Here is a 22259-nt window from a genome sequence, read left to right on the forward strand (position 1 = left end):
CATGGTCGTTCTCCCGAAGGTTCAGGTTGGCTGGTTGACGAGGCTTTTGGGCGTGAGCGGGCGGGCGCGTCCCTCGTCAGGGCGCGTCACCCGGGTTCCCTCTCGAACCAGCGGCCCGATCGCGACGAGCGTCGCGAACAGGAAGGCGATCTCGATGTGGTAGACGATGAGGTAGCCGATGGCCGGCTCGTTCATGCCCTCGCCGAGGATGCCGGACTGGGCCACTGCCCCGCCGATGTCGCGCAGGATGCCGCTGGCGGCGATGGCGAGGCCCGCGGCACTGGCCTGCACCGCGCCCCAGGCGCCGAGCGCGAGGCCCGTATCCTCCGGGCCGGCCTTGGCCATGGAGGCGGTGAGCGTGCCATGGGCGAAAAGGCCTCCGCCGAGTCCGATCAGCGTCACGCCCGCGGCGAAGAGCCGGGCCGAGTCGAGCGGTGCCGCGAAGATCACGGCCGAGAAGGCTGCGATGCCGATGACCGCACCGGATGCGGCCACCCGAAATGCATCGCCGCCTCGGTTCAGCCAGCGTGCCGCCGCCATCAGCCCGAGGCCGCCGCCGGCCGCCAGCATGGCGGTGAGCGCCGTGGTCTGGCCGACGGTGAGTTTCAGGATCTGGCCGCCGTAGGGTTCGAGCAGGATGTCCTGCATCGAGAACCCAGCCGTGCCGAGACCGATCGCGAGGAGCCGCCGTCGCGCGGTGCGCTCTCCGGCATAGGCGCGCCAGGACTGCGAGAAGCTCGCGCGCGGCTGCCGCTTGTCGGTGAGATGCGGGTCGCGCGGCTCCTGCTTCCAGAGGGCGATGCCGTTGAGCACGATGGTGACGAGGGCCGCGCCCTGGATCACCTGGATCAGCCGGACGGGAGAGAAGTTCGCGAGCAGCGCCCCGAACAGCAGGGCGCTCACCACCATGCCGGCCAGCAGCGCCGCGCAGAGCAGGGCCACGACCTTGGGCCGGGCATGCGCCGGGGCGAGATCGGTGGCCAGCGCCAGCCCCACCGTCTGCGTCGTGTGGAGTCCGGCCCCGACGAGCAGGAACGCCAAAGCCGCCGCGACATGCCCGACCCAGTGCGGCCCAGTGGTGTCGCCCGACAGGATCAGCAGGGCGAAGGGCATGATCGCGAGGCCGCCGAATTGCAGCAGCGTGCCGAACCAGATGTAGGGAACCCGCCGCCAGCCCAGCACCGAGCGATGCGTATCCGAGCGGAAGCCGACGATGGCGCGCAGCGGCGCGAAGATCAGAGGCAGTGAGAGCATCACCGCGACGATCCAGGCCGGCACCTCCAGCTCGACGATCATCACCCGGTTCAGCGTGCCGATCAGCAGCACCGCCGCCATGCCGACGGTGGCCTGGAACAGCGCCAGCCGCAGCAACCGGCCGAGCGGCAGCTCGACGGTCGCCGCATCCGCGAAGGGCAGGATCGACGGGCCGATGCGCAGGAGGGCCTGCGTGATGGCGAGACCGGTCTTCACGGGCGACCCCCTCCCCCCTCTGCGGGGGAGGGTGGCCCCTGCGTCAGCAGGGGTCGGGAGAGGGGTGCGCCCTGTCCGGAGAGGTCGTTCCCCTCTCCCGACCCGCTTCGCGGGCCACCCTCTCCCGCAGAGGGGCGAGAGTTGACGCGCATCAGCTCGAAAGCATGCGAGAGATAGAACCCGCTGTTGATCCGCTGCGTCCGGCCGACTCCGAACCCCTGCAGCACCGGCTCGCGACCGATCCGGCGACGCAACGCGCCCTCGGTCACCGGCACGATGGCCGGCGAGCGGTCGTTCTTCGGGAAGAGCTGCCCGGCCGCATGCATCAGCGTCAGCAGCACGGTGCGCGGCGCGACCGTGAACAGGATCGCCCCGTCCGTACGCAGCGCCAGCTCGGCCAGCGCGCGGACGATGTCCGGCGTCTGGTAGTGGATCAACGAATCCATCGCGACGACGTGGTCGAACCGGCCGAGCCACGGGTCGAGCATGTCGCCGACGCGGAAATCGATCGAGCCGGGGCCGTCGATCGCCGGCAGGCGCTCCTGCGCGAGGCCGATCAGCGTCGGCGAGACGTCGATCGCCACCACCTCGGCACCGCGCCGGGCCGCCTCGACGGCGAGCGCACCGGTGCCGCAGCCGGCGTCGAGCAGGCGCTTGCCGGTCATGTCCGCCGGAAGCCAGTCGAGCAGGGTCGCGCGCATCGCGTCACGGCCAGCCCGCACCGTCGCCCGGATCTTCGAGACCGGGGCGTCGGAGGTCAGGCGCGACCAGGCCTCGACCGCAGTGCGGTCGAAATAGGTGGTCAGGGCCTCGCGGCGGGCGGCGTAGCTGCTCATCAGTCGAATCCGAGGAATTCGAAGAGGTCGCGGTCCTTCATCGGTGTCGCCAGGCACGGCTCGCCTCCGGCCCAGAGCGTCTCGGCGAGCTGCATGTATTCGGCGGTCACCGCCCGCAGCTCCGGCGAGTCCTCCATCTCGAACAAGGTCGACTTCTTCAGGCGCGAGCGCCGCACGATGTCGAGGTCCGGGAAATGGGCGACGCGCTTGAGGCCCACGGCCTCGTTGAAGCGGTCGATCTCGTCGGTCTTGGCCGAACGGTTGGCGATGACGCCGCCGAGCCGCACGTCGTAGTTCTTCGCCTTCGAATGGATCGCCGCGACGATGCGGTTCATCGCGAAGATCGAGTCGAAATCGTTGGCAGTGACGATCAGCGCCCGGTCGGCATGCTGGAGCGGAGAGGCGAAGCCGCCGCAGACCACGTCGCCGAGCACGTCGAAGATCACCACGTCGGTGTCTTCGAGGAGGTGATGCTCCTTGAGGAGCTTCACCGTCTGGCCGACGACGTAGCCGCCGCAGCCGGTGCCGGCCGGCGGGCCGCCCGCCTCGACGCACATCACGCCGTTATAACCCTCGACGACGAAGTCCTCGACGCGCAGTTCCTCCGAGTGGAAGGACACGGATTCGAGGGCGTCGATCACCGTGGGCGCGAGGCGCTTGGTGAGCGTGAAGGTGGAGTCGTGCTTCGGGTCGCAGCCGATCTGCAGCACGCGCTTGCCGAGCTTCGAGAAGGCGACGGACAGGTTCGACGAGGTCGTCGACTTGCCGATGCCGCCCTTGCCGTAGATCGCGAAGACCTTGGCCGTCTCGATCCGATCGTTCGGATCGAGCTGGACCTGGAGGCTGCCCTCCTCCTTGCGCGCGACGACCGGGTTTCGGATCGCGATGTTCATGCGGCCACTCCTGCGGTGATGCCGGTGGTGATGCCCTCGAGGCGGTCTTCGAGCTCCTCCTCGGCGCGGTCGAGGGCGTCGCGGGTCTCGGAATCGGGGGTCCAGAAGCCCCGGCGATGGGCCTCGATCAGGCGTTGCGCGACCTTGGCGGAGGCAGTCGGGTTGAGTGCGGCCATGCGCTCGCGCATCTCGGCGTCGAGCACGTAGGTTTCGGTGATGCGCTGGTAGACCCAGGGAGCCACCGCCCCGGAGGTCGCCGACCAGCCCATCGTGTTGGTGAGATGCGCCTCGATCTGGCGCACGCCCTCGTAGCCGTGGCCGAGCATGCCCTCGGTCCATTTCGGGTTGAGCATGCGGGTGCGGGTTTCCAGCGACACTTGCTCCGAGAGCGAGCGCACGACGCCTTCGCCGCGGGTCTGGTCGCTGATGTAGATCGGCACGGCGTCGCCCTTGGCGCGCGCCACCGCCCGGCCCATGCCGCCGAGACCGTCGAAGTAGTGGTCGACGGAGGTAACGCCGACTTCGACCGAGTCGAGGTTCTGGTAGGCAAAGTCGACCTTGGCCAGCACGCTAGCCATCAGCGCACGCTGGGCGGCGGCCTTGCCGTCGCGGCCATAGGCAAAGCCCTTGCGGCGCGAGAAGGTCTCGCAGATTTCGTCCTCGTCCTGCCAGCGGCCGGATTCGACGAGCTGGTTGACGTTGGCGCCGTAGGCTCCTTCTGCATTCGAGAAGACCCGCAAGGCCGCCGTCTCGATGTCCAAGCCGTGCTCGGCCTGGTGGGCCAGGGCGTGTTTGCGGACGAAGTTCTGCTCGACCGGCTCATCGGCGGTGGCGGCGAGGAAGGAGGCCTCGGCCAGCAGCTTGGTCTGCAGCGGCAGCAGATCGCGAAAGATGCCGGAGAGGGTGACGACCACGTCGATGCGCGGGCGACCGAGCGTGTCGAGCGGGATCAGGCTCGCCCCGCAGAGCCGGCCATAGCCGTCGAAGCGCGGCTCCGCGCCAATCAGCGCCAGCGCCTGGGCGATGGGGCCGCCCTCGCTCTTCAGGTTGTCCGTCCCCCAGAGAACGATGGCGATGCTCTCGGGGAGCATCGCGCCCTCGTCGCGATAGCGGGCGAGGATGCGCTCGGCCTGCCGCCGTCCGTCGGACACCGCGAAGGTCGAGGGCAGCCGGTAAGGGTCGAAGCCGTGGATGTTGCGCCCGGTCGGCAGCACGGCCGGGTTCCTCAGCAGGTCCCCGCCCGCCACGGGGGCGATGAAGCGGCCATCCAGCGCCTTGAGCAGGGCCGGAAGCTCGTGGTCCCGCGCCAGCAGCGCATCGGTCTCGCGCAACTGCGCGAAGGCGGCGCGGTGGGTTTCGTCGGCGGTCAATCCAGCAGCCAAGAGCGCTCGATCGATGGGCTCTCCTCCGACGAGGACCGCGATGCCGGCGCGTTCCGGCGCCAGCCCGTGCGAGGCCTCGGCCAGCGCGAGCAGCAGGTCGATTCGCTCCTCGGCGGGCGTGCCCTCTCCCACCACGTGCATGCCGTGCGGGATCAGCGTGTGCTCCAGCTCAGAAACAGCGCGCCCGAGCGTAAAAACCTTGTCGGCGAGATCGCCCGCCCAGACCGGCTCGGCGGGGACGAGATCGAGCGCGGCGGCCTGGACCTGGATCAACTCGGCGAGATCCTGGCGCTCACCCTCGGCTTCCGGCTCAAGGGCGCGCCAGCGCTCGATCGAACCCTTGAGGTCGATCAGCCCGCGATAGAGCCCCGCCTGGGCGAGGCTCGGCGTCAGGTAGCTCACCATGGTCGCCGCCGAGCGCCGCTTTGCGATCATCCCCTCGGAGGGGTTGTTGGCCGCGTAGAGGTAAATGTTGGGCAGCGGCCCGATCAGCCGCTCGGGCCAGCAGGTATCCGATAGGCCGGTCTGTTTGCCGGGCATGAATTCGAGCGCGCCGTGCATGCCGAAATGCAGCACGGCATCGGCACCGAAATCTTCGCGCAGGTAGCGGTAGAATGCACAAAACGCGTGCGTGGGTGCGAATCCGCGCTCGAACAGAAGCCGCATCGGATCGCCCTCGTAGCCGAAGCCCGGCTGCACTCCGACGAAGACGTTTCCGAGCTGCACGCCGAGGACGAAGAGCGACGAGCCGTTGCTGTTCTGGCGGCCCGGCGCCGGACCCCATTGCGCCTCGATCTCGGCGAGATGCTGCTCGCGGCGAACATGCTCGTCGGCCGGAATGCGGTGGTGGACGTTGGCAGGCGTGCCGAAGCGGGCGGCATTTCCGGCGAGGACTGCGTTCCGCAGGTCGTCGACGGTCCCCGGAACCTCGACGTCGTAGCCCGCAGCCTTCAGCCCCTTCAGCGTGTTGTGCAGCGACTGGTACACCGAGAGGAAGGCCGCCGTGCCGATCGAGCCGGCATTCGGCGGGAAGCCGAACAGCACGATCGCGATCTTCCGCTCGGCCAAAGCCTTGCGGCGCAGGCCGACCAGCCGCTCGACCCGGGCCGCGAGCCGATCCGCCCGCTCGGGATGGGCGCGCATGTCCCGCGCCGTCTCGCCGCTCGACGCGCTGGAGCGTCCGCCGAACACCATCGGCGCGGTGGCGCCGTCGAGCTCCGGGATCGCCACCATCATGGTGGCCTCAACCGGCGAGAGCCCACGATCCGAGGCCTCCCACTGCTCGATCGTCTGGAATTCGAGGGCGTGCGCGGCGAGGTAGGGCACGTCGAGCCCTTGCAGCGTCGCCTCGGCCGCCGCCGCATCGTTGTAGGCGGGGCCGCCGACCAGCGAGAACCCGGTGAGAGAGACCACCGCGTCCACGACCGGGCGCCCGTCGCGTTTGAAGAAGGCGTCCACCGCGGGGCGGTTGTCGAGGCCGCTGGCGAAGGCCGGCACCACCGACAGGCCGCGGGCTTCGAGGGCCGAGATCACCCCATCGTAATGCGCGGTGTTTCCGGCGAGCACGTAGGAGCGCATCACCAGCAGCCCGACACGACCCTTGGCGGTCACAGGCGCCGGCAACCGAGACGCATCCTCACCGATCCGCCCCTTCAGGCGCGGATGGTACAGGCCCGTCTCCGGGTAGCTCAGCGGCGGCTGGGCGCCGGCCGCTTCGCGCCAGACCTCGCGCGGCCCGGCTGCATAGCGGCCGACCAGGAAGCGGATGAGGTTCGCGATGTTCTCGTCCGAGCCCGACAGCCAGTATTGCAGGGTCAAAAAATAGGCGCGTAGGTCCTGCGCCTTGCCGGGGATGAAACGCAGGATCTTCGGCAGCTTGCGGATCAGCGCCATCTGCTTGGCGCCGTTGCCCTGCGCACCGGGCTTGCCGCGCAGCCTCTTCAGGAAGTCGAGGGCGCCGCGCGTGGTCCCGTCCATGTTGAGACGGTTCATGCGCGTGGTCTTGACGATCTCGGAGGCCGAGAGCGCGCCGATCATGGCATCGCACTGACCGCGCCGTGCCAGTAGGGCCGGCAGGATCGCCTTCACGTGCTCGTCGATGAAGAGCATGGCCGAGAAGATGATGTCGGCCCGCGCGATGTCGGCCTTGCAGGCCTCCAGCGCGGAGGGGTTCGTGTCCCATTCGGCGGCGGCGTGGAAATCGATCACCAGTCCCGGCATCTCGTCGCGCAGCCGCAGACGGCCGCGTTCGAGCGCGCTCGCCATGTGGTTGTCCATCGTCACCAGGACGATGCGGAGCGTCGGGCGCTCAGCGGCCGAAATGCGCTTTGGCATCGTACAGGGTCTCGAGGGTGATGAGCGGGAGCTGCCGCTCACGGGCGAAGCGCTCGGTGTTCGCGCGCGCCTTGCCGCGCACGAAGAACGGGATTTTTTTCAGCTCCTTTTCGGCTTCGGGTGCCCAAGGGGCGACGAGGATCACCTCCTCTGCTTTTCCACCCGGAACCTCAGGATGAGGTTCTGGTTGGGAGGACGCTGCAGCGCCGTGCCGCGTCAGATGCGACGGCGCGGCGCCGTCGTGGAATTCCGGGTCTTCCCGGAACATGCCGAGCAGGTGCTCTTCGAGCCCCATCATCAGCGGATGCACCCAGGTGTCGAACAGGACGTTGGCGCCCTCGAAACCCATCTGCGGCGAGTGGCGGGCCGGGAAATCCTGGACGTGGATCGGCGCCGAGATCACCGCGCAGGGCACGGCGAGCCGCTTCGCGATGTGGCGCTCCATCTGCGTGCCGAGGACCAGCTCCGGCGCGGCCGCCTGGATCGCCGCCTCGACGTCCAGGTAGTCGTCGGTGATCAGCGCCTCGATGCCGTGCTCGGCGGCCTCGGCCCGGATCTCGCGGGCGAATTCGCGGGTATAGGTGCCGAGGCCGACGACCTTGAAACCGAGCTCGGTTGCGGCGATCCGAGCGGCGGCGAGCGCATGGGTGGCATCGCCGAAAATGAAGACGCGCTTGCCGGTCAGGTAAGTCGAGTCGACCGAGCGCGAGTACCAGGGCAGCCGCGAGGGCGCGCCGGCAAGCACCGACGCCGGGTCGACGCCCGCCAGCTCGGCGACGGCGTCGATGAAGCGGTCGGTCGCCTTCACCCCGATCGGCACGATCTCAGTGAAGGGCTGGGCGAAGGTCTTCTGGAGGTACTGCGCCGCGCTTCGTGCGATCTCCGGATAGAGCACCACGTTGAAATCCGCCGCGCCGAGCCTCACGAGGTCGGATGGCGTCGCGCCCATCGGCGCCACTACGTTCACGTCGATGCCGAGGGCGGCGAGCAGCTTGCGGATCTCGATGACGTCGTCACGATGGCGAAAACCGAGGGCTGTCGGCCCCAGGATGTTGCACAGCGGACGGCGCCCTTCGCGCGGTGCGCGGTCGGCGGGCTGTCCGGCCAACGCACGGACAAGACGGTAGAAGGTCTCGGAGGCGCCCCAGTTCTCCTTCTTCTGGTAGGCCGGCAACTCAAGCGGGATCACCGGGATCGGCAGGTCGAGTGCCTTGGCGAGGCCGCCGGGATCGTCCTGGATCAGTTCGGCCGTGCAGGAGGCGCCGACGATCATCGCCTGCGGCTGGAAGCGCTCGTAGGCCTGCGCGACGGCGTTCTTGAAGATCTCGGCGGTGTCGCGCCCGAGGTCCTGCGCCTGGAAGGTCGTGTAGGTGACGGGCGGCCGCGCATCACGCCGCTCGATCATCGTGAAAAGCAGGTCGGCATAGGTGTCGCCCTGCGGCGCGTGCAGGACGTAGTGCAAGCCCTTCATCGCGGTGGCGATGCGCATGGCGCCGATGTGGGGCGGGCCCTCGTAGGTCCAGACGGTGAGCTGCATCGCGTCAGACCTCCAGCCGCGTCCGCCGCACGAGCGGACGGCAGAAGAGTTCGGCGAGGTCACCGGCCTGGTCGTAGCCCTGGATCGGCGTGAAGAGCAGCTCGATCGACCACTTCGTCGATAGCCCTTCCGCTTCTAGCGGGTTGGCGAGGCCGAGGCCGCAGACCGTGAGGTCGGGCCGCGCCTCGCGGCAGCGGTCCATCTGGTCGTCGAGGCACTGGCCCTCGTTGACGACCGTGCCGCGCGGCAGCAGCTCGAGCTCATCGGCGAGATGGGCGCGGTGCAAATAGGGCGTGCCGACCTCGATCAGCTCGGCTTCCATCTCGCGCGAGAGGAAGCGGGCGAGCGGCACTTCGAGCTGCGAGTCGGGGAAGAAGAAGACGCGCCTGCCCGACAGCTGCTCCTGATATGGCGCAAGGGCCCGGCGCGCCCGCTTCTGGCCTGGTGCGACGACCGCGGCGAAAAGCAGTGGGTCGACGCCGAAGGATTCGGCGGCAGCGTGCAGCCAGCGGGTCGTACCCTCTGCGCCCAGCGGGAACGGTGCTGAGATGCGCCGGGCGCCGCGCTCTTCCAGCGCGCGCGCGGTGTCGGTGAGAAAGGGCTGGGCCAGCAGGTAGCGGGTATTGCGACCCAATGCTGGCATCTCGCCCGAGCGGCGCGCCGGCAGGAAGCGCGCCGGAATGCCGAGCTCGGCGAAGAGCCGCGCAAACTGGTCCTCGACCAAGTCGGCGAGCGCCCCGACCACGAGAAGCGAGGAGGCGCTGTCCGCCGGCTCCACCGGGAGGTCGGGCACGAGCGAGGCGAGGCAGGCATCCTCGCCCTGGGTGAAGGTCGTTTCAATGCCGGAACCCGAATAGCTGAGCACGCGCACGTCGGGCGACAGCGCCTTCGAAAGCCGCAGGGAGGCGCGACTCAGATCGAGCTTGATCACCTCCGACGGGCAGGAGCCGACGAGGAACAGCAGCTTGATGTCGGGCCGCCGCTCGATCAGTCGTCCGACGACCCGGTCGAGTTCCTCGTTCATGTCGGCGAGGCCGGCGAGGTCGCGCTCGTCGATGATCGCCGTGGCGAAGCGCGGTTCGGCGAAGATCATCACTCCGGCGGCCGACTGGATCAGATGCGCGCAGGTCCGTGAGCCAACGACGAGGAAGAACGCGTCCTGGATCTTTCGGTGCAGCCAAACGATTCCCGTCAGCCCGCAGAACACTGCGCGCTGGCCTTGCTCCTGACGGATCTCGATGCCGCAGCCCGCGGCGGCCGGGAGTGGCGCGTGGGCGTTCATCGCGCGCCCTCCGCGACCAAGGTCATGGAGGCAGGCTCGGACGAACCCTGCAGGCGCGCCGCGCGAAGCTTCAACAGAAACTGGCCGGCATTGACCAGGTAGGTCGCGTAGGCGGCGAGCGCGAGCAGAAGGAGTTCACGAGCGTCGAGCCAGCCGGTCGCAAGTGCTGCGAGATAGGCGGTGTGAAGCGCCAGCACGAGCATGCTGAACACGTCCTCCCAGAAGAAGGACGGAGCAAAAAGGTAGCGTCCGAAGACCTCCTTTTCCCAGATCGAGCCCGTCACCATGATCGCGTAGAGCGCGAGCGTCTTGACGACGACCGAAGTGTTGGCGGCGAGCAGGCCGTCGCCCGTGGCGAGCGTGCGCAGCACCAGGGTCAGGCTCACCAGGAAAATCAGAAATTGCACGGGGGCGAGAACGCCCTGGACGACAGTCCAGGAGGAGGCGTCACGGCGCTGTCGCTCGGCGCTCGTGTAGAGCGGTGGTGTCGGCTGGTCCTGATGGGGACCCATGCTTCCGCCCTCTTGCTCGCTCCGGGCCCCTCTCCACGAGACTGCCCTGACGAGGGGAAGCGTAAGTCCGAGTTTCGGCGAGTGTCAATCCAGCTTTACGTCAAAAGGCCATGACAATGGATGGGATTTCTTGAAATTAGACCATTGCCAAGTCGGCCGCGAGGCGTATCGTAACATGCACTAAAATTGGTCAAGCCGGAGTCGCGTACCGACCCAGAGCGTTCAGTCACGTTGACGGGATGGGAGATGCCGATGGGAGCTTGGAGGCATTTCGGCCAAGGCTTCGAACTGGACGCGACTCCCTTGGAGTGCGGCCCGTCTCCGGCGGCTGGCGTTTCTCCTGACCTCGTCTCCGATGAGGATGGTCTCTTCGTTCGCGGTGATCTCGCGCGCCTGATCGAGGGCGAGATCCTGCCGCGGCTGATGCTGGTCCACCAAGAGGCGGTCAGACCAAGTCGTCTCCTCGTTGAGCGCCGCCCGACTCCGGAGCAGATCGCAACCTTCAGTGCCCTGCTGCTCGATCCAGCTGCCGAGGACGTGACCGGCCATGTCGTCGCCCTGCTCGACGAAGGCTTGTCCCTCGACGGCTTGCTTCTCGAGTTACTTACTCCGGCCGCTCGCGATCTCGGAAGGATGTGGGAGGAGGACGAGTGCGACTTCGTCGACGTGACCGTCGCCGTCGGCCGGTTGCACGCGGTCGCACGCGAACTCTGCAGTAAGCTCGAGGACGGATCTTGGGGGGCGCATGGGCGCAGCATCTTGCTGGTGCCCTCCCCCGGCGAGACCCACACCTTTTGCCTTTCGATCGTCGCGAGTTTCTTTCGTGAGGCCGGCTGGGACGTAACGACCAGCGATACGGATCTGGGCCTCGACCTCCTGCGGGCCGAATGGTTCGACGTTGTGGGCGTGACCCTGTCCTGCGACGTGCTGTTGCCACGGCTGACGGATGCCGTTCGCGTCATGCGCACCGCTTCCTGCAATCGAAGTGTCCGCGTCATGGTTGGTGGCCCGCTTTTCGCCCGTCATCCCGAGCAGCTCAAAGCCTCGGGCGCCGACGCTATGGCGGTAGACGCGCGCATCGCCCCGAGAATCGCGGAAAGCTTGCTTGAAAAGCAGGCGCAAGCCTGCTGAAAGGACCCGTTCGACGCCGTCACGAGTTGGTGCACTTGACCTCGCTCGCGAGACCCATCCCGCATCGCCCTTCGGCCGCGATGCAGCACGTTGCCGGTCTCCTCGACAGTGAGGCCACCGGACTGCTGATTGCGGCCACGACGGACCTGTCGCTGGTTGTCGACGAACTGGGCATCATCCGCGACGCGGCCTTCAACGGCGAAGATTTCGGGGGAGAGGGCGTCGAGGCCTGGCTTGGGCGTCCGTGGATCGACACCGTGACGGTCGAGAGCCGCCCGAAGATCGAGGCCCTGCTGCGCGACGCCGCGCCGGGCTCCATCACGCGCTGGCGGCAGGTCAATCATCCGTCTCCGCGTGGGATCGATCTCCCGGTCCGTTACTCGACGATGCGCCCGAAGCTAGGGGGGCCGGTCATTGTCCTGGGCCGCGACCTCCGCTCAGTCTCGGCACTTCAGCTTCGACTCGCCGAAACTCAACAGGCCCTCGAGCGCGATTACGTTCGGCTTCGCGCAGCTGAGACTCGCTACAAGCTTCTTTTCCAGATCTCCGGCGAGCCCGTGCTCGTTGTCGATGCGGGCACGCGGCGCGTGACCGAGGTGAATCCCGCGGCAGCGCGGCGACTCGGTCGTGCTGCCAAGCGGGTGCTCGGGCAGGACGTGGTGGATCTCTTCGACCCGGCAAGTTCGCGCGACTTGCAAGTGGTGTTCGCCGGCTTGCGGGCGACCGGCCAGGCCGCCGACTTGACCGGTCGGCTCGCCGGCGGCCGCGGCGAGACCCGCATCTCAGCGTCGCTGTTCCGCGGCGAGGCCACGACCAGTGTGCTGTTGCGCCTCTCGCCCGACTCGCCCGCGACAGAGGCGAAGAGCGATCCGGCGCATGCGCTCGGCGTGATCGCCAAACTCCCCGAGGGCTTCGTCGTCACCGACACCTCGCGACGCATTCTCACGGCCAACGCCGCCTTCCTCGATCTCGTCCAGCTCGCCACCGAGGAGCAGGTGCGTGGCGAACCCTTGGAGCGCTGGCTCGGCCGCGAGGGTACCGAGGCTCAGGCGTTGTTCGCGACGCTCCAGGATCACGGCTCGGTCCGGCATTTCTCCACGGCGCTTCGCGGAGAGTATGGCTCGACGGAGGATGTCGAGGTGGCCGCGGTATCGGTCGCCAATGGCGAGCAGCCCTGCTTCGGTCTCACCATCCGCTCGATGCCTCGCCGCCCCAGTGCCGCAGCATCGGCCGGCACAGGGCTGCCGCGCTCCGTGGAGCAGATGACCGAACTGGTGGGCCGCGTCTCGATGAAGACCTTGGTTCGCGAGACAACGGACCTGATCGAGAAACTCTGCATCGAGGCAGCGTTGCGGATCACGCGCGACAACCGCGCCTCTGCCGCCGAGATGCTCGGGCTCAGCCGGCAGGGTCTTTACGCCAAGATGCGGCGCTATGGGATCGGCGACCTCGATCCGAGCGACCTCGAAGTCAACTGATCCAAATGCATGCATTATAATGCGATTTATCCGCATGAAATGCGACTTGCGTCCAGAGGTTGTTGCGGCCGCGTGAACGGGCAAGTGTAAACAAAACTTGACACACGATCCTCTGAAAATTTAGCCTCCGAGCCTGTCGAAGCCAGCTCGCGCAAGAACCAAGCGCCCGAGCCTCACGCCTGGAGAGCGCCCCCAATGCCGCCGCTCTCGTTCACTTGGTGGCAGATCTTCCGGCTCGGCCTCGTCCAGACGGCGCTGGGCGCGGTCGTCGTGATCATGACCTCGACGATCAACCGGGTGATGGTCGTTGAGTTGGCCCTGCCGGCCATGGTGCCAGGGGGGCTCGTTGCCCTTCACTACGCCGTCCAGATTCTGCGTCCACGCTGGGGTTACGGCTCGGACAGGGGCCGCCGCCGCACGCCCTGGATCGTCGGCGGCATGACCCTACTGGCGCTCGGCGGGTTCGGGGCCTCGGCTGCGACGGCCTTGTGCGAGACGAGCGTTGCGGCTGGGCTGACGCTCGCGGTGCTCTCCTTTCTCGCAGTCGGCATGGGTGCGGGCGCGGCCGGGACCTCGCTGCTCGTCCTGCTGGCAACCGGAGTGGACGATCGGCGGCGCGGGGCTGCCGCGACCGTGGTCTGGGTGATGATGATCGTCGGGTTCGCGGTCACTGCGCCGCTCGCCGGGCATTTCCTCGATCCGTTTTCGGGGATGCGGCTGATGGCGGTGTCCGGCACGGTCTCAGCAATCGCGCTCGTCGTTGCTGTGCTGGCCGTGACCGGCATCGAGCCCGCGCAACGTGCCCATCCATCTGGCACACCGGCGCACCACAAGACATTCTTCGAGGTGTTGGCGCGGGTCTGGGCGGAGCCGATCTCGCGCCGGTTCACGATCTTCATCTTCGTGTCGATGCTGGCCTACAGCGCGCAAGAGTTGATCCTCGAACCCTATGCCGGCCTGATCTTCGAGATGACGCCGGGAGCGACGACAAAGCTTTCGGGCCTCCAGCATGGTGGCGTCCTCGCCGGAATGCTGTTCGTGGCCGGCATCACTATGGGGATCGGTGGCCCGGTGTTGGGTTCGCTCAAGCTCTGGACTGCGGTCGGGTGCCTCGGCTCTGCCGTATCGCTGGCGATGATTGCGGTGGGCAGTTCGGTCGGGGCGGCTTTCCCGCTCCGCGAGTGCGTGTTCGCCCTCGGGCTCTCCAACGGCGTGTACGCGGTCGCCGCGATCGGCTCGATGATGGGGCTGGCAGGACGAGGCGGCGAGGCCGAACGGGGAACGCGCATGGGCGTCTGGGGCGCGGCGCAGGGCATCGCGTTTGGCGCGGGCGGCTTTCTCGGCACGATGGCTGTCGACCTCGCCCGGCTCGTAACCACCGATCTGACCGCTGCCTACGCTTCAGTCTTCGCGGGCGAGGCCTTCCTCTTCGTCGCCGCCGCCGTCATCGCCCTGCGGATCGAGCATGCGCCGGCGCGCGAGCGCCGCTCAAATCCGCTGACGCAGGCCGCGACGTTCCAACTCGATCCCGGCCTGGAAGCGAGGTAGCGCTATGTCCGAGCCCGCTGTCGAAGCCGAGATGTTCGATGTCGTCGTTGTCGGCGGCGGCCCGTCCGGCGCGACGGCAGCGACCGATCTGGCGCGCGCCGGCCGTCGCGTGCTGCTGCTGGACAAGGCAGGCCGGATCAAGCCCTGCGGCGGCGCGATCCCGCCCCGCCTCATCCGCGATTTCGCCATCCCCGACGAACTCCTGGTCGCCAAGATCCGTTCGGCCCGGATGATCGCGCCGAGTGACAAGCGCGTCGACATGCCGGTCGGCGACGGTTTCGTCGGCATGGTCGACCGCGAGCAGTTCGATCCCTGGCTGCGCGACCGTGCCGCCCTGGCGGGCGCCGAGCACCGCGAGGGTGTATTCGAGCGCATCAGCCGCGACGGGAATGGCCTTGCATCGGTCCACTACAGCGCCGGCAAGGGTGCCGAGCGGCGGCAGGCCGTCGTGCGAACCAGCCTCGTCATTGGTGCCGACGGCGCATGCTCACCGGTCGGGCGCGCCGAGATTCCCGGTCATGCGGCGATGCGCCAGGTCTTCGCCTATCACGAGATCGTCCGCCGCCCGGCTCAGGACGCCGATTACGAGGCGTCGCGCTGCGACGTCTATTACCAGGGCGCGCTCTCTCCGGATTTCTACGCCTGGGTCTTCCCGCACGGCGAAACGATCAGTGTCGGCACCGGGAGCGCTCGCAAGGGATTCTCGCTGCGCGGGGCGATCCGAGATCTGCGCCGCTCCTCCGGCCTCGCGGCCGGCGAGACCATCCGCCGCGAAGGTGCGCCGCTGCCGCTCAAGCCCCTCGACCGCTGGGACAACGGCCGCGACGTGCTGCTCACCGGTGATGCGGCGGGCATAGTCGCGCCTGCCTCCGGAGAAGGCATCTACTACGCGATGCTCGGCGGACGCCTGTCGGCGGAAGCCGCTGACGTTTTTCTGCGCACGGGCGACGTGAGGGCCCTGAGGCAGGCGCGGCGCCGGTTCATGAAGCTGCACGGCCGCGTGTTCTGGATCCTGCGCATGATGCAGTGGGTCTGGTACCGCAATGACTCCCTGCGCGAGCGCTTCGTCTCGATCTGCCGCGACAAGGACGTGCAGCAGCTGACCTGGGACAGCTACATGAACAAGGAGCTGGTCCGCGCCAAGCCGGCGGCCCACGCGCGGATCTTCTTCAAGGATCTCGCCCACCTCTTCCGCTGGGTCTCACCGTGAGCGCGCTGCTGGGAGACGGCTGGGCCGTTCCCCTGGTCGCCGCACTCGCGGCGGTGGTCGTCGCCGTCGTGGGCGGTGTCGCGACCGTCACCGACGACTGGTACCATCGCCTGCGCCAGCCGTCGTGGAAGCCGCCGGACTGGGCATTCGGCCCGATATGGTCGGTGATCTTCGCGCTGACGGCGACGGCCGGCGTGCTCGCCTGGAATGCCGATTCGAGTCCCGCCGCCCGAGGCGCATTGATCGCGGCCTACGGCGTCAATGGCGTGCTCAACATGGCCTGGAGCGTCATCTTCTTCCGAATGCGCAGGCCGGATCTCGCTCTTGCCGAGGTTGTGCTGCTCTGGCTGTCCATCGTCGCGCTCGTCTTCGTGACCGGCCGAGCTACTCCCGTCGCTGCGTTCCTGAACCTGCCGTATCTCGGCTGGGTCAGCATCGCCACGTTCCTCAACCTGCGGATCGTCCAGCTCAATCCGCGTCTGCGAGCGGCGTGAACCGATGGCCGAGCTGTTCGCGAGCGGCAGGATCATCGACCTCATTCTGGCGCTCGTAGCCTGCGAGGCGCTCGCGCTGCTGGTCTGGCGCTGGCGTCGAGGACGTGGCCCCTCGCCGATTGCGTTGATCGGAAATATTGCGGCGGGCGCTTGCCTGATGATCGCCCTGCGCGCTGCGCTGTCCGGCGCTCACTGGACAATCATCGCCGGATCTCTTCTGGGATCGCTCGTCGCGCACGTGGCCGATCTATGGTTCAGGTTGCATGAAGAGCAGTCGAAGGCGCTTGGTCGCAGGTCACAGTTGGGTGAGCCTGGAACATCGACTGATACGGCAGCGTTCAATCGCCGGCAGCAGGCTAGAATGATTTCATCTTAAATCTATCCTGCGCAGGGAGTAGCGCCATGGCCCGACGCACTGCGCTGGCATTCGGCTCGCTGATCGCGGCTGCTCTTCTCGCCCCTGCCTTCGCCAGTGCTCAAGGAGCCGACCAGGACTTGGTGAAGCGCGGCGAATACCTCGTCACGGCCGGCGATTGCACGGCCTGCCACACGGCTGCCGGAGGCAAATTCCTCGCTGGAAACTACAAGCTCGACACGCCGATCGGCGCGATCATGACGCCGAACCTGACCCCCGACAAGGAGACCGGTCTCGGCAAGTGGAGCTACGAAAAATTCGAGCAGGCCTTCCGCCACGGCGTCGGTGACGAGGGCGAATATCTCTATCCCGCCTTCCCGTTCGCCTGGTTCGCCAAGGTCAGCGACGACGACGTCAAGGCGATCTGGGCCTACCTGCAATCGGTGCCGGCAGCACGGGAAGAGCGCAAGGCGAATGAGATCCCGTTCCCGTTCAACGTGCGCGCATCGTTGATCACCTGGCGCACGGCGTTCTTCTCTTCCGACCGCTTCAAGCCCGATCCGAAGGCCAGCGAGCAGATCAACCGTGGCGGCTATCTCGTCGAAGGACTGGCGCATTGCGGCATGTGCCACAACGAGCACAAGCTCGTCGGCAATTCGAGCCTCGCCGGCAAGTTCGGTGGTGGTGTGATCGACGGCTGGTACGCCCCCAACATCACGCCGGAGGGCCATCAAGGGATCGGCGCCTGGAGCGATGACGAGGTGTTCACCTACCTCAAGACGGGCAGTGCGCCCGGCAACCGGCCCGGCGTCGCGGCAGGACCGATGCGCCAGACCATCAACGAGTCGCTGAGCAAGATGACCGACGACGATCTGAAGGCCATCGTCGCCTATCTCAGGACGGTCGCGGCACGCCAGACCTACAAGGAAAAGGATCTGCAGGCCTTCAACACCGCGCATGCGCCGGGCGGGGCCACCTACCTGACCTTCTGCTCGTCCTGCCACCAGCCCGACGGCAAGGGCATTCCGGGCGCGGTGCCGGCGCTGGCTGGCAATACGGCGGTGCAGCAGGCTGGACCCGAGACCGTGCTGCGCGTCGTCTATGGCGGGCTGCCGGCCCAGAACGGCTATGCGCCGATGGTCGCCATCGGCCAGGAGATGACCGAGCAGCAGGTCAAGGACGTGACGGACTACGTGCGCAACTCATGGGGCAATAACGCGCCCGTCATGAACAGCGGCACCGCCGTCTCGGACGCCAAGGCCAAGACCAGGACCATGCAATCCGGCACCGCCGAATGCACCGAGGCCTATCTCGACGGGCTGCAGGAGCCGTTCCAGAAGGCCGGCATCACCGACCAACTCAAGGGCCTGAAGCAGGGCGACTTCACCACGGCACTGGCCAGGATCGTCCCGCAGCTGAGATCGGCGGCGAACGGCGCCTCCGACGAGGCGATCGTGAACGGCCTGACCACGGCGTTCTGCAAGGTCGGGCGGAACGATCCGCAATACGGCAATGCGAGCTGGCCGACGGTGCTCGGAAGCTTCGCCAACATCGCCTACAGTCAGGTTCGGCATCCCGAGAAGCATGCCAGCGCGAAGCCCGGTGCGCCGCCGGCCTCAGACAGCGCCCAGCCCAGCCACAACTGAGTGCCTGCGCGGGTCTCGCGCCCGCTCAGTCCAGCCGCAGCCGCGCGAAGTCGAGCTCGATCTCGACGGATTCTGTGAGGTAGGCCACCGCCTTCTGGTCGAGAGCGGCGCCCGTGAGGCGCTTGCGGAGCTCCTCGGTGTCGGCCAGGGCATCGCCGGACAGCCTGCCCGCAGGGATGAGCCGCTTCAGCATCGGGCTCAGGAGCGCTTCGCGGCTGTAGCCACGATGAGCCGCAAGGCGACGGATGCGCAGGATGAGCGCGTCGAAATCCTGTTCGACCGACCGGAAGCTGTCTCTCGGGCTCCGATGGGGGCGGGGTTGCATGGGCGCGGCGTCCTTCGATCCGACGCGACTGTCAGCCCGCAAACGTCACTATTTCGTTCAGACTCAAGGTTTATTTTGCCGCGAGATGGCCACAGGACCATCTCGCGTGAGGATCTTCAGAGCCGCGCCCGGCGAGCCCTCAGCGCAACTCGCCTTTGGGGCTCTTTGCCATCCTGCGCCGGACGTAGACCAACGCGCCAACCACGAGAAGCACGGGCAGGCCGGCACCGGCTATAGGACCGGGTGCGCCTTTCGGGCCGCCGTAGCCGGGGCCGGGACCTCCGCCGTAGCCCGGGCCGGGTCCTCCACCGTAGCCAGGGCCGGGTCCTCCACCGTAGCCAGGGCCAGGGCCTCCACCGTAGCCGGGGCTAGGGCCTCCGCCCGGGCTCGGGCCAGGCCCTCCGGCGTAGCCAGGACCGGATCCCCCGCCATTGCCGGGGCTGGAACCCCAGCCACTCGGGGGGCCGAGTTCCCTGTCATAGGTAACGGCCATGGCCGAGCTGCCGCCGATACAGCAGAAAACGAGCGCAACCCACATCCTCGACCGCATCATGGCCACCGCCTCTCGACATCGTATGACGGTCGAGAGTTGGATGTTGCGCAGCTTCTGTCGAGTAGCCAAAATTCTGTATCGACTACTCCGATAGTTGGATGAGGCACGCTCGCTGACGAGCACAGCGTCAGCCGAAACCGATCGATCTGCAGCTTTGCTTCGATTCGGCGATGGGCAATCAGGGGCGATAAGGCCGCGCCACGACGGGCTGATGGCTCGAGGGCGCCAGATGGGTGTGCTGTCGACGCCTTGAGCCGGAGGCCGATCTCGCCGGGCCGCTGGACGCATGCGAACGCATCGCATTCTCGTCGCCGTAATAGTCATTCCCGCCAGCGCCGAATGCTCCGCCCGTGACGACGCCATCGCTGAAGGGCCGTCCGAACAGCGCATCCGAGATCGGGTCCGCCTTCGCGGGCAGTACCGTCAGCAGGATCGGGAGGGCGAGGAGGACGAAGCGCATCAGGCAGCTTACGCCGGCTCACCCTGACGTGCACTTAACGCCTCGGCTACCACCAAAGTCCGATCGCCTCGCGGAGGCGATCGCTCCAGCCATCGGAAAGGATTGGTGGGCAGTGACGGGCTCGAACCGCCGACATTCTCGGTGTAAACGAGACGCTCTACCAACTGAGCTAACCGCCCTGACCATGCGCGGAGCGTTACGAAAAACGCTTCGCTTTCGCAAGCGGGGCCGCGGCGCGGCTCAGTAATGCGGCGGGGGCGGCTCCGGGGCGCCGGCGCTGCCGCGGGCGGCGGAGGCTTCCTCGATCTGGGCTTCGAGGCGCTGGACCGCGCGCACCAGGGCGTCGATTTTCTTCCATTGGGCGGTGATCGTCGCGTTGAGATCCTCGATCGTGGCCTCCTGCTCGGTGAGGCGGATCTCGAGGCGGTCGATCCGGCTGTCATGTGGGTCGGTCATCGGTGCTCCTGTCGCCGGCCCTTGTATCCGAGGCGCGTTCACGCGTCCCCGCGAGCCGAGCGCTCCTGGGGCCTTGGGGTGACGCGGGACGCCGCGGAACCACGGCAAGCTTGCAGCAAGAAACGACGGTTCCCCGGCGTCCCGCGGTCGGCGGCCCCCATGCGAGGCCGTCGGCCGGTTTTTCGTCGCGGTGTCTCCAACGGAATCCGGCCTGCGAGTAGACGTTTCCGGGTCGTGATGCCCCGGGTTGCCACAAAAGGGTCTGTCCCAGCCTACTGCCCCGTAGTGAGCAGCGCCGCAGTTCACTCGTCCGTCCCAGAGTTGGGTCACGGGACCGGTCATTTCCTCCCGGTGCGCGTTCCCGCGTGTCCGTGCCCGATCCGAGAGCGGCGTCTCGCCGAACCCGTCGCCCGGAGCGAAGGGACCGAACCTCCGCCGCAGGCACCGCCTCGCCTCCCATCACGCCTCCGGTCGGTCACCGGCGGCGCACCCCGAAAGTCCGGGCGGCGAGTTCGAGGAAACAATCACAAAATAGGAATTATGTCAAGATCGCTGCCGGTCATTTTGCGACGGCGGTCGCCGAACGAGAGCGCTACCGCGTCTCCTCGGGCTCGTGCCCCGGACGCTCCTCCAGCCCGTGGCCTAGGGCGACGCGCTCGTCGAAGACGAAGCAGTCGCCACGCCAGCGGCTCTCGGCCTCGGGCACGGTCTCGAGGTATTTCAGGATGCCGCCCTTGAGCAGGTGGACATGCGCGAAGCCGCGCTCCTTGAGATAGGCCCCGGCCTTCTCGCAGCGGATGCCGCCGGTGCAGAACAGCGCGACCTCCGTCTGCTCCGCCGGATCGAGCCCGTCCGCATAAGCGCGAAATTCCGAAAAGCTCCTTGTGCCGGGATCGACCGCGCCCTCGAACGTACCGAGCGCCACCTCGAAGGCGTTGCGGGTGTCGACGAGGAGCAGGTTCGGCCGCGCCATCAGCGCGTTCCAGTCCTCGGGCGCGACCGTCTCGCCGGCCCCGCGCGTCGGATCGGTGCGGCCGCCGTCGAAGGTGACGATCTCGGGCTTCAGCTTCACCTTGAGCCGGCGGAAGGGCGGCGCCTCGGCGGTGGAGAGCTTGCATTCGAGATCGTCGAGCCGGCCGCCGAGCAGGGCCCCGCCGCGCAGCTCCGCCAGAAAGGCGTCGATCGCCTCGGCCGAGCCCGCCACGGTGCCGTTGATCCCCTCCTCCGCCAGCAGCAGCGTGCCGGTGATGCCGAGCTTTTCGCAGAGCGCTAACAGAGGCGCCTGCAACGCGGCGGCGTCGGGCAGGGAGACGAACTGGTAGAGAGCGGCGACGGTGTGGGGCATGTCGCGGAGGGTTTAACAGCGGTGCGGTGTCGGCGAAACGCGCACGGGCGCAGGCCGGCCCATCCCACCAATTCCCCTCATCCTGAGGTGCGAAGCGCAGCGGAGCCTCGAAGGAGGGCTCCAGGGCCCACCGCGCGGTGGGGAGACCGCCATCAACCGATTTGCGCGCTGAAGGGCTCCTTCGAGGCTCCGCTGCGCTTCGCACCTCAGGATGAGGGATTTGGGTTGGATCGCCCGCGTGAGGTCGGTTGCTTGGCGGCATTCTGCACCGCGTCCCAATCGCCGCGGATCAGCGCTTCCTTCTTGGCCCGGCTCCACCCTTTGATGCGCCGCTCGTAGGCGATGGCATCGGTGATCCGCTCGCACTGCTCCGCCCAGACCAGCAAGACGGGACGGCGCGCGCTCGTGTAGCCCGTATGGGTGCCCGCTTGATGCTCGCTGATCCGCTTGTCGAGCGACTCCCCACGCGCCGAACCGACATAGTAGCTGCCGTCGGCACAGCGGAGCATGTAGACGAAGGCGGACATGGTGGGCTCCGGCAAGGCCGCAACCCATCCTACTCGTTCCACCTTTCCGTGCATCCCACCAACCCACCTCATCCTGAGGTGCGAAGCGCAGCGAAGCCTCAAAGGAGGGCTCCAGGAATCGCGCGATCTGGAGCCTTCTTTCAAGGCGCGCGGATGCGGGCACCACAGGATGAGGTGTTTGAGTAGGATGCCCGAAACTCGAGCCAAGGCGAGCCAACGTGGCACCCTCCTCCCAAAATCTCGCGCCACTTCAATCGGCTCTTCCAGCCGGCACGCCCGCAGAGCAGATCGAGGCGTTGCTGGGCGAACCGAACGGTCGCATCGACCTGTCCGGGGATGGCCCCGCCGTGACGACCTGGACCTATCGCGCTGCGCTGATCCCCTCCGCTGGTCACTCCATCCCGCTGGCCGTCGATCTCGACGCGAAGGATCGGCTCGTCGCAATCCGGCGCCTACGCCCCTTCTGAACAGGCGGCCCCGCTTCT

The 22259-nt window shown here is 67.6% G+C and carries 20 protein-coding genes and 1 tRNA gene; 8 read left to right on the forward strand and 13 right to left on the reverse strand.

Translation table 11 applies throughout. From position 1 onward, the window contains the following. Positions 1-21: 21 nt before the first annotated feature. From HCU64_RS19830 to bchF, 7 genes are read right to left on the reverse strand one after another with little or no spacing between them, the layout of a single operon-like run. Complete coding sequence (locus HCU64_RS19830) at positions 22-1470, reverse strand: BCD family MFS transporter (RefSeq protein ID WP_233385953.1); 1449 nt, start codon at positions 1468-1470, stop codon at positions 22-24. Continuing rightward, complete coding sequence (bchM, locus tag HCU64_RS19835; protein WP_233385954.1) at positions 1467-2306, reverse strand: magnesium protoporphyrin IX methyltransferase; 840 nt, start codon at positions 2304-2306, stop codon at positions 1467-1469. Before bchM ends, HCU64_RS19830 begins: the two co-directional genes overlap by 4 nt. Beyond that, on the reverse strand, positions 2306-3199 hold the full coding sequence (gene bchL, locus HCU64_RS19840) for a ferredoxin:protochlorophyllide reductase (ATP-dependent) iron-sulfur ATP-binding protein (RefSeq protein ID WP_233385955.1): 894 nt from the start codon (positions 3197-3199) through the stop codon (positions 2306-2308). The genes bchM and bchL overlap by 1 nt, the downstream gene beginning before the upstream one ends. Then, positions 3196-6915 carry a magnesium chelatase subunit H gene (locus HCU64_RS19845; protein WP_233385956.1) on the reverse strand — a complete coding sequence of 1240 codons (3720 nt, stop codon included), beginning with the start codon at positions 6913-6915 and terminating at the stop codon, positions 3196-3198. Before HCU64_RS19845 ends, bchL begins: the two co-directional genes overlap by 4 nt. Then, a complete protein-coding gene (gene bchB / locus HCU64_RS19850; RefSeq protein ID WP_233385957.1) occupies positions 6890-8452 on the reverse strand; it encodes a ferredoxin:protochlorophyllide reductase (ATP-dependent) subunit B in 1563 nt (520 codons plus the stop codon). Before bchB ends, HCU64_RS19845 begins: the two co-directional genes overlap by 26 nt. A gap of 4 nt (positions 8453-8456) precedes the next feature. Continuing rightward, complete coding sequence (locus HCU64_RS19855) at positions 8457-9734, reverse strand: ferredoxin:protochlorophyllide reductase (ATP-dependent) subunit N (protein WP_233385958.1); 1278 nt, start codon at positions 9732-9734, stop codon at positions 8457-8459. Continuing rightward, complete coding sequence (gene bchF / locus HCU64_RS19860) at positions 9731-10246, reverse strand: 2-vinyl bacteriochlorophyllide hydratase (RefSeq protein WP_233385959.1); 516 nt, start codon at positions 10244-10246, stop codon at positions 9731-9733. Before bchF ends, HCU64_RS19855 begins: the two co-directional genes overlap by 4 nt. 252 nt (positions 10247-10498) lie before the next feature. On the opposite strand from bchF, the gene HCU64_RS19865 reads away from it, so the two are divergent. The 7 genes from HCU64_RS19865 (at position 10499) to HCU64_RS19895 (ending at position 18108) form a co-directional block, all read left to right on the forward strand. Continuing rightward, positions 10499-11377 carry a cobalamin B12-binding domain-containing protein gene (locus HCU64_RS19865; protein ID WP_233385960.1) on the forward strand — a complete coding sequence of 293 codons (879 nt, stop codon included), beginning with the start codon at positions 10499-10501 and terminating at the stop codon, positions 11375-11377. A gap of 26 nt (positions 11378-11403) precedes the next feature. Further along, on the forward strand, positions 11404-12855 hold the full coding sequence (gene ppsR / locus HCU64_RS19870; protein ID WP_233385962.1) for a transcriptional regulator PpsR: 1452 nt from the start codon (positions 11404-11406) through the stop codon (positions 12853-12855). Between the two features lie 195 nt (positions 12856-13050). After that, a complete protein-coding gene (locus HCU64_RS19875) occupies positions 13051-14403 on the forward strand; it encodes a BCD family MFS transporter (protein ID WP_233385964.1) in 1353 nt (450 codons plus the stop codon). 4 nt (positions 14404-14407) lie between these two features. After that, positions 14408-15613, forward strand: a complete 1206-nt coding sequence (locus tag HCU64_RS19880) for a geranylgeranyl diphosphate reductase (protein WP_233385966.1) — start codon at positions 14408-14410, stop codon at positions 15611-15613. Next, entirely contained in the window at positions 15610-16107 is a 498-nt protein-coding gene (locus tag HCU64_RS19885) for a TspO/MBR family protein (protein WP_233385967.1), read from the forward strand. The genes HCU64_RS19880 and HCU64_RS19885 overlap by 4 nt, the downstream gene beginning before the upstream one ends. Before the next feature lie 4 nt (positions 16108-16111). Then, the gene (locus HCU64_RS19890; RefSeq protein WP_233385968.1) at positions 16112-16483 is read left to right on the forward strand and encodes a hypothetical protein; all 372 of its coding nucleotides are present in this window, start codon (positions 16112-16114) and stop codon (positions 16481-16483) included. Positions 16484-16509: 26 nt separating this feature from the next. Beyond that, on the forward strand, positions 16510-18108 hold the full coding sequence (locus HCU64_RS19895) for a c-type cytochrome (protein WP_233385969.1): 1599 nt from the start codon (positions 16510-16512) through the stop codon (positions 18106-18108). A 25-nt stretch (positions 18109-18133) separates the two neighbouring features. On the opposite strand, the gene HCU64_RS19900 is transcribed toward HCU64_RS19895, so the two are convergent. The 6 genes from HCU64_RS19900 to HCU64_RS19925 all read right to left on the reverse strand — a co-directional run bounded on the left by HCU64_RS19900 (position 18134) and on the right by HCU64_RS19925 (position 21774). After that, positions 18134-18433, reverse strand: coding sequence for a hypothetical protein (locus HCU64_RS19900; RefSeq protein WP_233385970.1), 300 nt, complete (start codon positions 18431-18433; stop codon positions 18134-18136). 731 nt (positions 18434-19164) lie between these two features. Next, on the reverse strand, positions 19165-19446 hold the full coding sequence (locus tag HCU64_RS19905) for a hypothetical protein (RefSeq protein WP_233385971.1): 282 nt from the start codon (positions 19444-19446) through the stop codon (positions 19165-19167). Positions 19447-19549: 103 nt separating this feature from the next. Further along, positions 19550-19625, reverse strand: a tRNA-Val gene (locus HCU64_RS19910). A 61-nt stretch (positions 19626-19686) separates the two neighbouring features. Then, entirely contained in the window at positions 19687-19902 is a 216-nt protein-coding gene (locus HCU64_RS19915) for a SlyX family protein (RefSeq protein ID WP_183511417.1), read from the reverse strand. 592 nt (positions 19903-20494) lie between these two features. Continuing rightward, positions 20495-21247, reverse strand: a complete 753-nt coding sequence (trhO, locus tag HCU64_RS19920; protein ID WP_233385972.1) for an oxygen-dependent tRNA uridine(34) hydroxylase TrhO — start codon at positions 21245-21247, stop codon at positions 20495-20497. A 206-nt stretch (positions 21248-21453) separates the two neighbouring features. Further along, positions 21454-21774, reverse strand: coding sequence for a GIY-YIG nuclease family protein (locus HCU64_RS19925; protein ID WP_233385973.1), 321 nt, complete (start codon positions 21772-21774; stop codon positions 21454-21456). Positions 21775-21992: 218 nt separating this feature from the next. Between HCU64_RS19925 and HCU64_RS19930 the strand changes: the two genes are divergently transcribed. Then, on the forward strand, positions 21993-22241 hold the full coding sequence (locus tag HCU64_RS19930; RefSeq protein ID WP_233385974.1) for a hypothetical protein: 249 nt from the start codon (positions 21993-21995) through the stop codon (positions 22239-22241). The last annotated feature ends 18 nt before the right edge of the window (positions 22242-22259 follow it).

Source organism: Methylobacterium sp. C25 (assembly GCF_021352225.1).
Classification (GTDB): Bacteria; Pseudomonadota; Alphaproteobacteria; order Rhizobiales; family Beijerinckiaceae; genus Methylobacterium.

Excerpts from the sequence above, each read along its gene's own strand:
- HCU64_RS19855 (WP_233385958.1), bottom strand. The coding sequence starts at position 9,734 with ATGAACGCCCACGCGCCACTCCCGGCCGCCGCGGGCTGCGGCATCGAG.
- HCU64_RS19845 (WP_233385956.1), bottom strand. The coding sequence starts at position 6,915 with ATGCCAAAGCGCATTTCGGCCGCTGAGCGCCCGACGCTCCGCATCGTC.
- HCU64_RS19915 (WP_183511417.1), bottom strand. The coding sequence starts at position 19,902 with ATGACCGACCCACATGACAGCCGGATCGACCGCCTCGAGATCCGCCTC.
- HCU64_RS19890 (WP_233385968.1), top strand. The coding sequence starts at position 16,112 with ATGGCCGAGCTGTTCGCGAGCGGCAGGATCATCGACCTCATTCTGGCG.
- HCU64_RS19905 (WP_233385971.1), bottom strand. The coding sequence starts at position 19,446 with ATGCGCTTCGTCCTCCTCGCCCTCCCGATCCTGCTGACGGTACTGCCC.
- bchF (WP_233385959.1), bottom strand. The coding sequence starts at position 10,246 with ATGGGTCCCCATCAGGACCAGCCGACACCACCGCTCTACACGAGCGCC.
- HCU64_RS19880 (WP_233385966.1), top strand. The coding sequence starts at position 14,408 with ATGTCCGAGCCCGCTGTCGAAGCCGAGATGTTCGATGTCGTCGTTGTC.
- bchB (WP_233385957.1), bottom strand. The coding sequence starts at position 8,452 with ATGCAGCTCACCGTCTGGACCTACGAGGGCCCGCCCCACATCGGCGCC.
- HCU64_RS19900 (WP_233385970.1), bottom strand. The coding sequence starts at position 18,433 with ATGCAACCCCGCCCCCATCGGAGCCCGAGAGACAGCTTCCGGTCGGTC.
- HCU64_RS19875 (WP_233385964.1), top strand. The coding sequence starts at position 13,051 with ATGCCGCCGCTCTCGTTCACTTGGTGGCAGATCTTCCGGCTCGGCCTC.
- bchL (WP_233385955.1), bottom strand. The coding sequence starts at position 3,199 with ATGAACATCGCGATCCGAAACCCGGTCGTCGCGCGCAAGGAGGAGGGC.
- HCU64_RS19925 (WP_233385973.1), bottom strand. The coding sequence starts at position 21,774 with ATGTCCGCCTTCGTCTACATGCTCCGCTGTGCCGACGGCAGCTACTAT.
- HCU64_RS19865 (WP_233385960.1), top strand. The coding sequence starts at position 10,499 with ATGGGAGCTTGGAGGCATTTCGGCCAAGGCTTCGAACTGGACGCGACT.
- trhO (WP_233385972.1), bottom strand. The coding sequence starts at position 21,247 with ATGCCCCACACCGTCGCCGCTCTCTACCAGTTCGTCTCCCTGCCCGAC.
- bchM (WP_233385954.1), bottom strand. The coding sequence starts at position 2,306 with ATGAGCAGCTACGCCGCCCGCCGCGAGGCCCTGACCACCTATTTCGAC.
- HCU64_RS19895 (WP_233385969.1), top strand. The coding sequence starts at position 16,510 with ATGGCCCGACGCACTGCGCTGGCATTCGGCTCGCTGATCGCGGCTGCT.